A 15976-nucleotide genomic window follows, 5' to 3' on the forward strand; every position below is an offset into this window, starting at 1 on the left:
GATTGGACTATTTCGTGAATAAACCTTTTGTTTTGGAAAATATACCCTGCCAGTATCGATTCGATTGGTCTAATCCCATGCGAAGCATTTCGTCAATAGCCCCCTTCCTCAGAGCATTGAACTCGTCATTCGAATTCGCCATAATGATTTTAGGCACATTTTTCCCGATATATTCCAATAACTGGCCATCGATCCGCTTGATCTCATCAGGAACGGAGCCAGTAGCAACCTGGAAATCCGTATTAATGGCAAGAAACTTGATTTTGTTTGCTTCAGCCAACTGATCATATAGCTGCCCTGGATACTGCACTTGATAATGATCGCTGTAATCCCGATCCAGTTTATTGCTATATTTGATAAATAATTCAGGCGACATGGCCAAATTCATCATCTGCCCGTCGGCATGCACCGTTGCATCATTAAAACCAGCCAGCTTATGATATTTGGTAATTCCGGTTGTATTGGCAAAGTCAGTATTGACGATATCGTATTGAGCGATTAATTCGTCCCGAAACTGCGCTTTCCCGCTCTCTCTTGTCCAATGCGTCCCCTCCAAACCGCTCCAGAGTATTCTCGAGCCTTCTTCGGAGAAAACAAAATCAATCAATTCCATGGCTCTTTCCGGATGTTGATTATTGTTCGTGATCACGAGGAGCTGGTCTTGACTTCCGTTATTGGAATAACCGCCATGAAATACATAGGGAAAAATACCGGGCACGGGCATAAAACCGCTGGTTTTTAATCCCTTTTTGGCGAGTTCAGTATTCAACTGCGTTGTCCATGAGGCATAGGTAGCCAGGATTTGACCGTTTGCCGCCTTGGCTTGCATGTTATCAAACTTCTGTACGAACGATTCCGGATCAAGCAGTCCCATTTGATTCGCTTTATAATAAAATTTGACGCCTTCCCACCATGCGCTGGTCTCATCCAGCAAGAAGTTTTTGGCATTAAAATCACTATCGTATTCCATCGTGCCTAATTGCTCCAAGCCGTTTCCATACGTGTGATATATTTTATAGGGCCATATCCCCCAATCATTCCATAATGAAAATCCATATACTTGTTTCCCATTCTCCACCTTTGGATGAATTTGTTGCATTCGTTTTAACACTTGAAGGAATTCATCGGCATCCTTCATCTCCGGGTATCCAAGCTCTCTATAATAGTCCCATCTTATGGTTGGTCCGACATCATACATATATTGATGGGTGACCGGTCCTCCTAAGGTGGATAACGCAAACAGCTTTCCCTTGCCTTCACTCAAGTGTTTCTTGGCAAATTCGATTCGTGCGGATTGACTGTTCACATGAGGCGCCTGCTTGATTAACTCATCCAATGGAATAATGTTGTTGCCATTGATCAATATCTTTAGCCAGCTGCGCTGAGCCAAAACGATATCCGGCAATTCTCCGCTCGCGGCCTGCAGCATAAACTGGTCTTCATTAAGTTGCTTGAAATCCAACTGGATGCCAAAACGGCGTTCGATTTCCAATGCAACGGGATCGGTCTGGACGCCTTCGTACGCACTGCCCTGTTGCAAAGAAATACTCATCTTCACCAATTTTTTTGGTTCTACGGACACGTCCTGTTTGGCTTTACATCCTGTCAACACTATACTGATGCCAAGCATGAAGCTCACTATATATACCATCATCTTTTTGCCATTCATCGCTTCAATCCCTCGCCATTCTTCACCTATTAAATTGTAATCCCAAAAGGCCCTGCTTCACAGAAACAGATCAACGATTTTTGTTGATTGATGCCGGATCGGATGCGCCGCAGCAATGACCCTTATTCTTATTTTACGATAATTGGACTAAGGCGTGTCTGAATACTCCGAGGGGAACAGATTGTGCCGAATTTTCGTCCCATGCAAGGAAGTTTTGCGCAGGCTTACCGGGGGTAAGTCAAGCAAAACTGACGCAGCAGGGGGCGAAAAGGCGGTGCAAGATGACCTCGAGCGGGTTTTCAGACACGCCCTAATGGCATAACAATGGTGATCGTCGTCCCGTTTGCGGGCGAAGCTTCTATATGAAGGCTGCAAGCCCCTTTGAAATGGAGTCTCATTCTGTGGTATACATTCCTTAATCCAATTCCCTTGCCTGAATGAACCATCCCTATATTTTCTTCTGCCACTCGCGCTCTTACGCTGTTCAGTTCTGCGTCGTTCATTCCTTTGCCGGTATCCGAAACGAGAATGACCAGATTTCCCTCATCTGCATGCGCTTCTAATCGTATAACCCCTGTATAAAACTCCTCTGTAAAACCGTGCAGAAAGGCGTTTTCGAGAATGGGCTGCAACAAAAATCTTACTACCTTGCTCGAAAGGAGCGCCTCCGGCACATCAACCACATAGGTTACTCGCTCTCCAAACCTGTAATTCATAATTTTCACATAGTTCTGTGTAAACTCAACCTCCTCCCCCAACGAACAGAGCGGCCCATCCGCTTTAAAAATCCCTTTGAGAATGACACCGAGGGTAGTAATGCCTTCTGCTACATGAGATGCCTGTACCATCTGCGCCATCATCTTTAAAGAGTTCAAAGTATTGTACAAAAAGTGGGGATTAATCTGAGCTTGCAAGGCATTCATTTCCTGCTGGCTCTTTTCATTCTCGATTCGTTTGTTATCCTCCACCAGTTTGAGTATACTGGCGGACATTCGATTGAAATGTCGCCCCAGCCTGCCAAATTCATTGTTCGGCAAGGAGTAAATCGTACTCCCCAGCTCGCCTTTTTCCAACAAAATCATCGCATTCGAAAGCTCTCGCAGCGGACTGGTTAACGCTTTAATTAAATAGAACGCAAGTATAAACGAAACAAGGGTGCTGACAATGATTAAGCCAAGCACACTCCATTGAATCATTCTCGTGTCCTTCAGAAACTCTTCAAAGGGGATTTCCTTAATCAGTGTCCATCCCGAATTGCTAACAGCATAATAGACAATTTGTTTCTTCGTGCCATCTGCTTCCGAGGTAAAGCTGCCGTGGCTTTGATTAGCGGGTATATCGTGGAAATATAAACTGGTTGTTCCTAAATTTGTCTTGTTGCGATCCGATATAATCACACCATCCGTATTGGTGATATAAATATTAGACTTCGGCGAAGTATACAGCGTTCCGAAAATATTCGCCAACACCTGTTCATTCAGATTCAGAACAAGGGTTCCGGATTGCTCCTTGCCATTCAACGATTTAATCCCGCGGATTGCTGACAGGATTGTGGGCGTAGTCATCGCGGTGTCCGAGTATGCATAAATCGAGAATAAGGATGCCGGATTAGCCCCCGTCCACTCCAGCCTTGGATAATTTTCTTTGCCCAGCATATATAACGAACTGCCGAAGAACTTATCGTCTTCCGTGACCAGCTCGCGATTTTTCATAATTTCTATCACCTTGCCTGCATCGTGATTATACAGGTATATCGAATCAAGAAAGGTATAGTTATTCAGTATTTGGGATAGCCTTCGACTAACCGTAACCTCAAGCTCCATAAGACTGAACCCCTGCAGCTCGGGAAATTCCTCCAAATAATTCTGAACCGCCGGTTCCACCTGGATCAGCTTCGACAGCTTCTCCATCTCGGAACGAAACTGCACGATACTGTATTCCGCCTGATTAAACAAGAGCACGGTAGAATCCTCGGAGCGTTTCTGCAGAATATCGAGCACCAGAAAATAAAATATACCCAAGCTTGCTGTTACAATGAGTACAGTCAATAAGAGAAAGCTTGCCACTAATTGCGTTTTTACATTTCCAACCGGCCTTAACCACCGTTTCATTGCGTTTCCTCCATCTCAACGAGTACACCCCTTAACCACATCCTCTTAAATTCGCTGGGTCTTACGCCCACCGCCTTCTTGAACGTACGGCTGAAATAGCTTTGATCTGTAAATCCAACCTCATCCATGATTTCGTAAAGCTTTTTGTTCGTTTTTAACAAAAGACCTTTCGCTTTTTCTATACGAACCTGCTGCAAATAATCAATAAAACTAAGACCCGCTTCCCGCTTGAACAGCATGCTAAAATAATTGTATGACATCTCAACCATCTCGGCGCCTTGCTGTAAACTCAGGTTTTCCCGATAATGCTTTTCAATCCATCCCATTACTTGCGAGACTTCCTTGCTTATATGGTGTTGTGATCGCAGGTGTTTGATTTCACTCATATAAGCTTCAAAGCATGCGATAGTTTCCTCTAAAGTTTCACTTTCCGTTAATCGTTTTGAATAGGTATAAACAAGCTCCCTCAGTGTGTCATCCGTTAGGCGAAAAGAAAACGTAACCCAGTGCAGTCCTTGCAGAAAAAACCAAATGACCTGCTGCTTCGCATCCGGGGGCAATCTTGTTAATTTCCTAAGCTTGTCAAACATCAGCGATCGATCAGATTCATTGAGCAGCCATTCTCTTTCGCCATGATGCAATAGAGGGATCGACGCTTCCGGCGATCCATTCACTCCATACTGGATAAACGAACCCGCGCCTCGAAAAAACTTATGCTCCAGCGCAGAAACGGCTTCCGTGTATACAACACTCAGTTCTTTAAGATCCAAGTGAGCATGGCTGATCCCAAATGTGACGTTGGCGTTAAAGTAGGTATGCATCACTTTTTTTATATGCTCGAGCAAGGGCAGCATACCATCTGCATGCTCTAGGTTTGCTACTAGAAAATAACGGAAATCATGGTCAAAAAACGGTTCCCCCAAACGAAAACCGGACATAATTTCATCCAACACGTTCAATACCGACTGCTTGAAAATGGGGCCCTTAGCATCGATCTCCATCAATGCGCCGACCACTTTTTTAGACGGATCCAATCTTAGCTGCAGCTCTGCGGCCCTTTTAATAAATTCGGCGGATGAAAATGACTTGCGATCCCCTTCGACTTGGGCTTCATTTGTGACCATTCTTCCTTCTTGCTCTAATTCATTCACCAGCTTGATCAGAATGGCTTCCATTTCCTCCGGCGTCATTGTCAGCTTCAAAATATAATCAGATACGCCATATTTCAATGCCTTGCGTACCATGTCGAAATCATCCAAACAAGACAAAATCACGATTTTGGGCGCAGTCTCGGCGGATTCGCGAATTTTGCCGATCAGCTCCATGCCGTCCATGACCGGCATACGAAGATCCGTAATGACGATATCGGGCATGACCTGTTGGTACATCGCCCATCCATCGGCACCATTGGATACATCGGAAACGACCTTCATCATATGCTTGCTCCAGTTTACAGAGCTTTTCAACATCATTCTAAACATCATTTCATCTTCAACAATCAACACTTTGTACAAAGTGACCCCTCCAAGCAAGGAATACACCTTTTGAATCTATCTCTGACAAGGTGCTTTCAAAATAACATAATTCGTTATTTTCGGCTAGTATCCTGCTTACAGGTTTACCATGTAGTTGATTACAGGTTCCAATGATATTCAGGGACTTGTAAGCTTCGAAGTCGCACCTTGGTATATCGGGGCGGAGCACGTCGCGTTCTGCTTTCACACCGGCGGCGACCACGGCTTTAAGCTGCGGCTTAAACGAGGCGGGGGCTCGGCAGTCGCAGCTCCTTCTCGGACACTCGCCGCGCTGCTCGAAGGCGGCGCCGCGCAGAGCGTCCGAGCGGCAGCGTTCCGCAGCGCAGGCGCATGGAAGGTTTGGCATGTATTCAGAACAGCGGAAGATCGTCGCCCACTGTGGTGTTTTCTTCATATGGCACCCTGCCTTCGGCTTGTCATACGCCAATAAATAATAAAAACCTTTAGCTCAATTAACTCAACTTTCGCAGCTTAATTTCGGCAGATAAGCCTTGATGTAACTGGGCAAACCGGCAATCCATTGTTGAAGTTGTGTTTGGATGAGTGTTGTGATTTTCTTGCTCGCTTTCTTAACCACATCTTCAAGAATTTCAATTAGCTGCTTCAGAGCAACCGCCCAATCCAATTGATTGACTTCATCGCAGAGCAGATGAAATAAGCCGCCGAGCGTACGGTTGTCGGTGCTTTGTCGATGCTGCCATGCCAGCAATATGTAACGAGAGAAGACAATCGTCGTGTGACTGATTAGCAGATCGTAAGAACGACCCTGAAACTCCTTCTGCAGACGCAACAACGATTTGGCGCATTTAAAAAACACTTCGATGTCCCAGCGGATTCCGTAGATTCGGATGATCTCTTCTTCGGGCAGTGTGAGATCGGTGCATAGCATGGCGAGCCATTCTTTCTTGTTCGAGCGGTGGCGCACAAAGACGATAGTGACGGGTATCCCCGGAGACAGCTTCGTACGGATGGAGCGCAAAATCCCCTTGTTCCTTTCACTTGCTGCCGCATTTGCTTTCAGCTCCGAATGCAGTTTTTATGTTAAAATAAATCATGGAGGATGCAATGATGAATCGTAACGAAATCGAAGTTGTAATTGACGAACTGACCCCGTGTTTGATTCATCGGGAATCCGGGGAAGAATATACGACAATCATCGAAACCTTGAAGAAATCCGACCTGAATCGATTGACAAAGGAGCAAGGTGGGGCAATTTCGATTGGAAAAAGGAATTCTCTTCACCCAATCGTCGCGTATACAGGCTGATGGTTGTAGGTTCCGATGGTATTCAGGGACTTATCAGCTTCGAGGTCGCACAAGGATATGTCGACGTTTTCTTGGTCGAAAGTGCTCCTTGGAATGTTGGGTCAGCTTCCCAAGTTTTCGTCGGGGTCGGTGCCCATTTATTTGCAATTGCTTGTATAGTCAGTTTTGATCTCGGATTTGAGGGAATAATCGCAAATTAGGCGCAGTTAGGATCGGCGGACATTTAATGACTATCGAGACCAGCGCGGCTAAAAAATTGGTTAACCGATACTTCAGAGAGGGTGAAGCCTAATGACCAACGAAAAAGAAATGGTGGACGCATTTGAAAAATTGTCTGAAGCCGGCAATGGCGTTCTTGCAATCCCTCCACAAAACGAAGCAGAACGGAAAGAGCGCGATCGACTTATGCAGGAGTATTTACTCCAACGCAAATCGAAAGAGGTCGCTGCGCCGCGGGAATAGTACCTTTTGTACCTCCTGGTCGGCGGAATCGCTTCGACTTATCTAGCAGGAGGTCCTTCAACGAGTGGTCCCATTCTTGCGTTCATGGGTAACGCGGGTTGCTCAAGGGTTTGAAGGCACGTTCGAGCAACTTGACAATTACCTGGCCAGTCAGTCAACGGTAAGCCGTATAAATAGGTGAAAACGAGGCCGCGGAGCCTGATATTCCGCGGCTTATTTCATTACCTCAGTCTATCAACGAGCGTGTAAAATCAATCTGGTTGCAAGAAAACGATCATTCACAACGTGAGGGTGTGGTAAAGCTCGAGGAAGCCGTCGTACAAGAGCCTGAGCAGACGCTCGATTATGGCGGGAATGCCTCCCGGACTTGAACAGTGAGAAGACCCGTGGCTTTGCGTCACTGCCTTTCGACAGTTTTGCCGTTTTCCATATGTTGTTGCCATTCAACAGAAATTCAAATCAAATTGTGAATGCTGGAATAGCAGCCTTCTATTACTTTACTGTCTGATCTAGCGGAAGTCAGCTTCAAATCTAGCAAAAAAAGCCACCGTTGTTTACGCCTCTGCGCGTTCTACGATTTCTTTGTGCTCGCCTGGCCAGAAGGACCAGCGGCCAAGAATCATCGTTATCGCGGGTACAAGGAAGGGCCGGACGATAAAGGTATCAAGCAAAACGCCAATAGCCGTTACAGTGCCGAATTGCACAAGCACCTGAATCGGCAGTGTGGCTAGTACCGCAAAGGTGCCCGCAAGGATAAGACCTGCCGATGTAATGACGGATCCGGTCTCCCCGACACCATCGCGAATCGCTTGCTTGAGTGGCATCGTTCTGCGCTTCTGCCAAATACTCGAAATCATGAATATATTATAATCCTCTCCAAGTGCGACAATAAAGACGAACGCGTATAGCGGTATTGCCCCCTGTATGGCATCGGCTCCAAACCCGTAATGCAAAACAAGCCATCCCAGACCGAGTGCTGAAAAATAGGACAAAATAACGGTCAGTACCAAGTATAGCATCGCGACAATTGAGCGCAAGTAGAGCAGCAGCAACAGCGCGATCATACCGATGACAATGGGAATGATGACCCGCGTGTCGCGATCGCCGGTAACCTTCGTATCATATTGTTCTGCTGTTTGCCCGCCAACCCAGATCCTTGTCCCGGGATTGTCAACGCCTGCCATGCTTAGCGAACGTTCCGCCGCGGCACGTAATTCAGGCACGCGCTTCATCGCGTCGATGGAATACGGATTCAAGTTCAGCGTGACTTCATAGGCAAGAATGTCAGCATTGACGCGGCCTATTTTCGGTTCTGCAACAGCAGTTACGTATGGCAACAGCTTCACATCTTCCGCAAGCGAAGTCGGTTTGCCCTGCGTATCTACGATCAATTGAACCGGCGCAAGCTCTCCCTCGGAAAACTGTTCGCCGATCAGCCGAAACCCTTCGCGGGATGCCATATCCTTCGGAAATGAGGACAAGATGTCGTACGTATACCGAATCTGACTTGTAAACGCTGCAAGAGTGCCAAGAAGGATCATACTGACGATGATGATCAGTATCGGGCGCTTTACGACAAAGTTGCCGATTCGGTAGCGCGGTGCTGACACTCGCCTTCCCGATATGATCGGTTTGCCTTTGCGTTTCATCCATTCTTCCTGTTCTTCATCCGTCCTGGGAATAAAGGGCCAAAAGGAGGCGCGGCCGATGATCGCAAGCAGGGCCGGCACTAGCGTTAAGCTGGCGAGCACCATAACCAGAATCGCGATGCTGAATGGAGCGGCAAATCGGTGGAACGCTCCGTATTCGGCTGTGAGCAGAGCAAGCATGGAAAGGACAACGGTAAGACCGCTCATGGCGATGGCGCCCGCCGCGCCTGAAAATGCGCTGCGAAGCGCGCGAATCTTGCCGCCTTCCGTTTTCAGCAAATGCCGAAACCGGGCAATCAGGAACAAACAGTAATCGGTTCCCGCCCCGAATAGCAGCACGGTCATAATGGAAATGCCCTGCGAATCCACTTTGATCCATCCTGTGTGTGCCAACCAGCCCAGCAGCGGCCCGATGACACTATAGGCAAAACCAACCCCGACAAGCGGAATCAAAGCCAGGATCGGCGACCTGTAAATGCATAGCAGCAGTAAAAGTACGAGCAGTACCGTGGCAAGCAGCAGCGTAACATCCGCGTTCTGGAATAATCCGGTCGCGTCGATCTGAATGCCGACCGGCCCGGTCATGCGCGCACTCAGTTCTTCCGCTCGACCCATAGGCACAGCAAACGGATCGGCGCCAAACAACTCCCTCACCTCTTTTTTTAACTGCTCCGTGCCTGTTTTTAATTGTTCCGTATCGGCGTTTTTATCAAAAAAGACAGGCGTCACGAGCGTGCTTCCATCTTTGGACAGTTGGCTTTTCAAGCCAGCCAATGGCATTTGATGCAAGGGGGGGATATTAGTTTGGTGGAGTACGGGCGTTTTCGTGAGCCTGTAAGAAAGTTCCTGCACGCGCGACAGATCGTTGTCAAGAAGACCCCCGCTACGGTGCCAAACAAGGAGGGCGGGAACATCTCCCCCTGCGGGAAATTCACGGTTTGCTATGGCTTCCGCAACGACAGACGGCTTGCTGTCCGCCAGGTTGGGTGCGTTATTTGTTTCCTCATTGTTTACTGACGGTAGCAGCACATTCATCAGTGCAGCGGTCGTTAACCAGACTAATAACGTAGCCCACCGACTCCATTTGCCTGTAAACCATCGTGAAATCGTTAGCATGTTTTCCGTCATTCTTCTATTATCCTCCTTCATTACACGTCTATTTTACGGCCCTTCCATTTTACAGAACGCAGGATGTACGTTCGGAATAAAGAATAAGCGTATATGGCTGTGAAAAATAAAAACAAAATCGGATGCAGCAAAAAGATACCCCAACTGAAATTGCCGCATCTGCGGGCAAATAGCAGAGTTTGCACGGCATATGCCATATACAATATACCGCTGAATATGATGGCTGCAGGAGGATTTGCCGTCATGGAAGATAGGAGTGCCCCGGTACTGATAAAACTTCCGGAAATCCAAATGATGGTCATCATCATCACGATCGGATGAGTTGATTTTGATCCGACAGCAAAGCTTTTGCACCAACCTTCTACAAGACTTTTCATTCCTTCCGGGTACATGCGAAAAGTGATTACCCCTTTCCCCCCCATACAATGAACAGGAAGGTTTTTATCAAGGAAGGCCTGTCCGAGTGCCAGGTCATCCATTACGGCACCTAGAATTTTTTGATTCCCCCCTGTCAAAAAATAATCGTCTTTATCGGATAATAGGCACGGACCAAAAGAGCCTGCGGTTTTGAACCTGGGCCCCCAGAAAGTAAATACATTCATTCCAACAATGACAATAATGTTAAAAATCGCCGATAGATTTTCATATAATCGACGCATTGTATGATAGGGCTGCAAAGATAAAATCCCTTTAGCACCTTTTTGTTGATAGAAATTGAGTAAATTAAATAGGCTGTGCGTACTTGTGAAAGATGTATCTGCATCTAAAAACAAGAGCCATTTTCCTTTAGCGTGCTGCGCTCCGTGCCAACAAGCCATAGATTTCCCTGACCCTGAGTCTACTGCTCTGTTCTGTAGAACCTTTGCACCGAAGCTTTCTGCAACAGTTGCAGTATGATCGGTAGAATGATCGTCAACAACCAGAACCTCAAATGACCGGAAGGTTTGCTCTTGCAAGGATTGCAGCAGAGGAGAAATCCGGCCTGATTCGTTTCTGGCAGGTATAATGATGGATACATACGGTAAACGATTATTTTTATCCGTGGCTTGAAGAAGCGGCAAAGACCGGAACATCATGAATCCGACCAGAACAGCCAGAAAACCGATCATGAGATTGATTCCTTCTGAGCCTGGCATAGAATTTCCTCCTCCATGTTAGAACATGATTCTACTCGTCCATTCTTCACTTCCCGGAATAGTCGTATACAATCCCCTGGTCGTCATGAATCAGTTCCTGTGCGGTAATTCTGGCTGACAACAGCACAATCGGAACTCCTGCGCCCGGATGTGTGCTGCTTCCGGTAAAGTACAGCTGCTCACAATCTTTGGCTTTGCTTTGCGGGCGCATATGGTTGCTTTGAGCCAAGACTGGCATCAGACCGAAAGTGGCGCCATTATAAGCATTGAACTTCGACTCGAAGTCGAGCGGTGTAATGCAAGTTTCCGTGACAATCTCTTGGTCGATATGTTCAAACCCGCGTATTTTTTTTAACGTATTTAAAATATAGGATCGGTACTCACGAATCGTTTCCTCATTCCAGGGATACTTAGCCGTGGCTAGATTGGAAACCGGCATCAATATGTATAATCCATCTTTTCCATCGGGAGTAAGCGAAGCATCCATCTTCGATGCGATATATACATAAAACGAAGCATTCGTCAGTTTATTCCCGGCAAAAATATCATGCAGATTTTTTCTAAGATCTTCATTAAAAATAAAATGATGAACGTGCTCTATTTCCTCATATTTTCTGTTCATGCCCAGATACAAAAGAAAACAAGAGCAGGAGTATTTCATTTTATCGATCTTTTTGTCCGTGTACTTACCTTTAGCTGTATGGTCTTTCACCAGGTTTTTCATGGCATAGGGGAAGTCCGCGTTGCATACCACAAAATCCGCAGAGACATTCTGCCCGTCTACGATAATGCCAGTCGCTTTTCGGTTCTGAATACATATTTCCTGCACGCTTTTGTTGTAGAGAATGGTACCGCCCAGTTCTTTGAAAAGCTTCTCCATAGACTGAGCCATCGTATACATACCGCCTTTAATAAACCATACGCCATATAAAAATTGTAACATGGGAATCATGGTGTAAAACGAAGGACTTTTAAAAGGTGAAATGCCAATGTACAAGGTCTGGAAGCTGATCATCTGCTTTAGCCGTTCATTTTTTATATATTTGCTCATAAAATGATCTGCAGTGTCCAACGTCTTCAGTTTTAGAGCTTTCTTTAACATGGCCACGTTATAGAAATCGCGAGATTTACGAAAGGGTCTTTGAATAATGCTGTTCTTGGCAACCATAAAGCGTTTATAAATTTCGTTCAGATAGAGAAAGAACCCCTCCATGTCCTCTTCGCTAATTCTTTCAATCGTCTTTGCCAATTCCACAAGATCGGAGGAAATATCAAAAGGTTCTTCGGGAATATCACTGTAGTAAACCCGATACATCGGGTCCAATCTCTCCATGGGAATATAATCGTCCGGATTGCGGCCGCAAAGCTCAAAAATCTCCCTGTACAATTCCGGCATCATGACGATCGTTGGCCCTAAATCAAATTTGTAGCCACCCGTTTCAATTCGATTCATTTTCCCTCCTGGCAAGGATTCTTTCTCATAGATTTCGACCTGATATCCGTCATGCTGTAATCTTATTGCAGCAGCAAGTCCGGCGACACCTGCACCGATAACAATGACTTTTTTGCCCATCTGAAATGTTCCCCTCCCTATCTATTAGTCGATAATGTAATCGCATCAATGCGTCCGCGGTTGTACCGCTGTACAATGATGAATGGCAAGTTGAACATCACTGCGTAGAGGATCATGACCCAACCTGCCCATACGGGGTTCCATATGAAAAACAAGGGAGCGGGCACGATAGAAAGCCAGTGAGTCAGCTCCGCCCGTTTGGTTTCCGCAGCGAACACTTTCAAGTCACTTATGCCGGTGCCGTGCAATTTCTTTTTACCGTATCCTTTTTTCAATATCACAGTCCCGTCGATGAGACGTCCTTTCCATCTTTTAACGCGAAATAACCGTTGCCATAACTTCCCGGATTTTTCCCAGACGAACAGTCTAAACCAGATCCTATCCTTTAAAAAGAACGCCAGAGGCAGTTTCAAGCACAAAACAGCCACGACTACATGAAAAAAAGCCCAGGCGAAGATGTCAATGCATACCGTCCATATGACCGGTAACGATATAGGCGGCACGGCAATCCTCCTGTAATCATTCGATATTCTTTTCTTATAAAAGCCATTTTCTAAACTTCTTCACAATTTGCAGGTTCCGATCGGAATAAGGCGGAAATTTGCCGGGTACATGCAAGTAGCGATACACTTTGTACGCTGTCTTTTCGTAGCTGAAAGCTTGAAAACCCGCCTTGCCGTGATAACTGCCATGTCCGCTACGCCCAACGCCGCCAAAAGCAACATGAGGATTAGCACCATGCTGGATGACTTGATTGACGCTGATGGTTGTCGATCGCATATGTTTTTCGACTAGCCGGATGTGTTGCTTGTTCTTGCTAAAGATATATGCAACCAATGCATCACGCTGAATCGCCTGTTGATTTAATAAAGATTCCAGGCTGGCATAGGAAATGACAGGGAGTATGGGACCGAAAATTTCATCAAGCAAAATGGAGCTCCCGGAAGGTATATCTGTTAATACTGTAGGGGCAATGAATAAATTTTCCGCATCGCATTCGCCCCCAAACCTGATTTTTCCCTGTGTGATGACATGAAGCAGTTTTTGAAAGTGTCCTGGATTGCAAATCCTGCCATAGTCTTTACTTTCCTTAGCATGCTCCCCGTAAAACGACAAAAGGGCTGCTGAAATTTCCGAAAGTGTTTTTTCGTATATCGATTCGTGTACAAATAGCGTATCGGGTGCAATGCAGGTTTGTCCTGCGTTGAGAAATTTACCCCAGACGATTTCTCGAATGGCCCCAGGCGAGTACCCAGTTTCATCCAATATACAGAGATTTTTTCCGCCTAGCTCTGCTATTACAGGGGTAAGCCGTTTGGCAGCCTGCTCGGATACTGCCTTTCCAGTCTCTTGACTCCCTGTAAAAAAAATCAGATCAAATGGCAGTGAAGTTAATTGTTTTGCAGTATGGATATCTCCGGTAACAACGGTAAGTACTTCAGGTGCAAAGGTTTGACTGATCACCTTTTTTAGCAGCTCGCTTGTTGCCGGTGCGTACTCCGACGGTTTGATCACGCAACGGTTTCCGGCTGCGATCGCGCTGATGGCTGGCATTAATGCGAGCTGGAGCGGATAATTCCATGGACTGATGATGAGTACACTTCCGTAAGGGCTCCGCTTTTTGCGAATAGCTTCGATGTACCCGAATTTGATATGACCGGAACGCTCTGACCGCATCCAACCTTTCAAAGACCGAGATACATAATCAATCTCATTCAACAGGAGTGCTATTTCGAATGAGAAGGCTTCAAATGCTGGCCTTCGCATATCAGAGACTAGCGCTTTGATCCATGCAGCTTCATGGTCTACAAGCATCCGTTTCAACTGCAGAAGCGTTTTCTTTCTCTCTCTCACTGTAGGGACGGCGTTTTGGAGAATATCTTCTTGCTGCTTTTCCAATAATGCCTGCAGCACAGTACTACCCTGTTCAGCCATTGTCCGCATCCCTTCGCACGATGATATCCCGTACTTGCTGGCCGCTTAATGCAACCATGGGCATTCCGCTTCCCGGGTTTACCGTTCCGCCGACAAAGTAAAGATTGTCATAGCGCGTGCTTTGCTTTGGATGCTTGAATCCTTTATTTTTTTTGCGATCCGATAAAGTGCCGTAAATGGCACCACGGTCGGAACCATAAACCCGTTTAATGTCTTCCGGTGTCCATACGTCCTTTGTCACAATGTGATTACGCAAACCATCAAGCCCCATTTTTTCTAATTTAATTAACACCCGTTCTGCAAAACGATCGTAGTCTTGCTGTGTAAACGGCTTATCCTGAATGTATGGAATATGGGGCAATACTTTTACATTCTCATGCCCTGTAGGCGCTTGCGAAGGGTCCGTTTTATTGACATTCACCAGATAAATGACCGGGTCATCCGGTAATTCATGACGGTGAAATATTTTATCCATTTGCTTTTTCATATTTTCTGCAAAGAAAAAATTGTGGTGAGCAAGCTGCGGGTACATTTTCTTGACACCCAGGTGTATGACAAGCCCTGAGCTTGCTGGTTCGTACTTCGTTTTCAACTTATGGATAAAACGCTTTTCTTCCTGCAACAGTTGCTCATAAAACGGAATGACTTCCATATTGGAAATGTAGTAATCTGCCGACAATTTCGTCCCGTCTTCTAGCACTGCACCGGTAATGTTGCCTTCCTTCTTGTCGAGCTGAACAATTCGTTTTCCTGTATGAATCGACACGCCTATTTCCTTCGCCAACTGCACCAACCCGCGCGCGAGCAGATGCATCCCGCCAGGGACATACCATACGCCTTGATGATGCTGCATGTAGATCATCATATTCAATACAGCCGGTGCATCATATGGCGAAGAACCGACGTATTTGGTGAAATAGGAGAGCATGACCCGCAGCTCCCGATCGCTTATCCGTTTCGCAATGGACTTATGTACGGTAGAAAACAAGTCAAAGTTTTTCAGCGCATTAAGCACTCCATTATATCGTGCGATATCTTTCGTATTGTCGGCACCATGCTTAAAGTACCCGAGCTCCGTCATATCGTAAAGCTTTTTTGAGTATTCAAGTACATTCTTGTACTCGATAATATCCCGCTCATTCAATGATGGATTCTTCGCTTTCATTTCTCCAATATCTTCATGCAAATCGATGATATTGCCACTTGGAAAAAAAGATCGCCATTGATGATTCAGTTTCACCGTGGGGACGTAATCGTTCATATTTTTACCGCTGGCAGCGAACAGTTTTTGAAAGATTTGCGGCATCGTCAGAATGGAGGGGCCGAGGTCAAAGCCGAAGCCATCCTGCTCGAGCCGATTCAATCGACCTCCAATATGCTTGTTCTGTTCGTATAAAGAAACGCTATATCCGCTTTGCCTCAGAGATATGGCAGCCGACAAGCCGCCAAGCCCGCCTCCGATGATCAACACGCTCTTATTTTTCGACAATTCACACAACACCTTTCAGCCAT

The 15976-nt window shown here is 46.1% G+C and carries 11 protein-coding genes, 1 pseudogene and 1 riboswitch; of the genes and pseudogenes, 2 read left to right on the forward strand and 10 right to left on the reverse strand.

Annotated elements, in window-relative coordinates; all coding sequences use genetic code 11:
* Positions 1 to 7: 7 nt before the first annotated feature.
* The 4 genes and pseudogenes from EXY20_RS05160 to EXY20_RS05175 all read right to left on the reverse strand — a co-directional run.
* Positions 8 to 1669, reverse strand: a complete 1662-nt coding sequence (locus tag EXY20_RS05160; protein ID WP_135548338.1) for an extracellular solute-binding protein — start codon at positions 1667 to 1669, stop codon at positions 8 to 10.
* 299 nt (positions 1670 to 1968) lie between these two features.
* Positions 1969 to 3780: a cache domain-containing sensor histidine kinase gene (locus tag EXY20_RS05165; RefSeq protein ID WP_135548340.1), complete on the reverse strand. Its 1812-nt coding sequence runs from the start codon at positions 3778 to 3780 to the stop codon at positions 1969 to 1971.
* Positions 3777 to 5285, reverse strand: coding sequence for a helix-turn-helix domain-containing protein (locus tag EXY20_RS05170; protein WP_235885369.1), 1509 nt, complete (start codon positions 5283 to 5285; stop codon positions 3777 to 3779). Before EXY20_RS05170 ends, EXY20_RS05165 begins: the two co-directional genes overlap by 4 nt.
* A gap of 487 nt (positions 5286 to 5772) precedes the next feature.
* Positions 5773 to 6324: pseudogene (locus EXY20_RS05175) on the reverse strand (IS4 family transposase); the annotation flags it as partial.
* A gap of 59 nt (positions 6325 to 6383) precedes the next feature.
* Here EXY20_RS05175 and EXY20_RS05180 point away from each other — a divergent pair.
* Together EXY20_RS05180 and EXY20_RS38790 are read left to right on the forward strand one after the other, a co-directional pair.
* Positions 6384 to 6581, forward strand: coding sequence for a hypothetical protein (locus EXY20_RS05180; RefSeq protein ID WP_135548345.1), 198 nt, complete (start codon positions 6384 to 6386; stop codon positions 6579 to 6581).
* Between the two features lie 291 nt (positions 6582 to 6872).
* Positions 6873 to 7043, forward strand: coding sequence for a hypothetical protein (locus EXY20_RS38790; RefSeq protein WP_167858999.1), 171 nt, complete (start codon positions 6873 to 6875; stop codon positions 7041 to 7043).
* Between the two features lie 375 nt (positions 7044 to 7418).
* A riboswitch (cyclic di-GMP riboswitch) is annotated at positions 7419 to 7474 on the reverse strand.
* 123 nt (positions 7475 to 7597) lie between these two features.
* Here EXY20_RS38790 and EXY20_RS05185 read toward each other — a convergent pair.
* The 6 genes from EXY20_RS05185 to EXY20_RS05210 are packed head-to-tail and all read right to left on the reverse strand — an operon-like array spanning position 7598 to position 15953.
* On the reverse strand, positions 7598 to 9820 hold the full coding sequence (locus tag EXY20_RS05185; RefSeq protein ID WP_135548347.1) for an MMPL family transporter: 2223 nt from the start codon (positions 9818 to 9820) through the stop codon (positions 7598 to 7600).
* Positions 9821 to 9840: 20 nt separating this feature from the next.
* Positions 9841 to 10956: a glycosyltransferase family A protein gene (locus EXY20_RS05190; RefSeq protein WP_135548349.1), complete on the reverse strand. Its 1116-nt coding sequence runs from the start codon at positions 10954 to 10956 to the stop codon at positions 9841 to 9843.
* 46 nt (positions 10957 to 11002) lie between these two features.
* Positions 11003 to 12529, reverse strand: a complete 1527-nt coding sequence (locus tag EXY20_RS05195) for a phytoene desaturase family protein (protein ID WP_135548351.1) — start codon at positions 12527 to 12529, stop codon at positions 11003 to 11005.
* 17 nt (positions 12530 to 12546) lie between these two features.
* The gene (locus EXY20_RS05200) at positions 12547 to 13032 is read right to left on the reverse strand and encodes a glycosyl-4,4'-diaponeurosporenoate acyltransferase CrtO family protein (protein WP_235885360.1); all 486 of its coding nucleotides are present in this window, start codon (positions 13030 to 13032) and stop codon (positions 12547 to 12549) included.
* 34 nt (positions 13033 to 13066) lie between these two features.
* Positions 13067 to 14464: an aldehyde dehydrogenase family protein gene (locus EXY20_RS05205; protein ID WP_135548353.1), complete on the reverse strand. Its 1398-nt coding sequence runs from the start codon at positions 14462 to 14464 to the stop codon at positions 13067 to 13069.
* A complete protein-coding gene (locus EXY20_RS05210) occupies positions 14457 to 15953 on the reverse strand; it encodes a phytoene desaturase family protein (protein WP_135548355.1) in 1497 nt (498 codons plus the stop codon). The genes EXY20_RS05205 and EXY20_RS05210 overlap by 8 nt, the downstream gene beginning before the upstream one ends.
* Between the last annotated feature and the right edge of the window lie 23 nt (positions 15954 to 15976).

Source organism: Paenibacillus cymbidii, from assembly GCF_004764705.1.
Classification (GTDB): domain Bacteria; phylum Bacillota; class Bacilli; order Paenibacillales; family NBRC-103111; genus Paenibacillus_AN; species Paenibacillus_AN cymbidii.

Coding starts and splice junctions, on each gene's coding strand:
- EXY20_RS05160 (WP_135548338.1), bottom strand. CDS start 1,669: ATGAATGGCAAAAAGATGATGGTATATATAGTGAGCTTCATGCTTGGC.
- EXY20_RS05165 (WP_135548340.1), bottom strand. CDS start 3,780: ATGAAACGGTGGTTAAGGCCGGTTGGAAATGTAAAAACGCAATTAGTG.
- EXY20_RS05180 (WP_135548345.1), top strand. CDS start 6,384: ATGAATCGTAACGAAATCGAAGTTGTAATTGACGAACTGACCCCGTGT.
- EXY20_RS38790 (WP_167858999.1), top strand. CDS start 6,873: ATGACCAACGAAAAAGAAATGGTGGACGCATTTGAAAAATTGTCTGAA.
- EXY20_RS05185 (WP_135548347.1), bottom strand. CDS start 9,820: ATGACGGAAAACATGCTAACGATTTCACGATGGTTTACAGGCAAATGG.
- EXY20_RS05190 (WP_135548349.1), bottom strand. CDS start 10,956: ATGCCAGGCTCAGAAGGAATCAATCTCATGATCGGTTTTCTGGCTGTT.
- EXY20_RS05195 (WP_135548351.1), bottom strand. CDS start 12,529: ATGGGCAAAAAAGTCATTGTTATCGGTGCAGGTGTCGCCGGACTTGCT.
- EXY20_RS05205 (WP_135548353.1), bottom strand. CDS start 14,464: ATGGCTGAACAGGGTAGTACTGTGCTGCAGGCATTATTGGAAAAGCAG.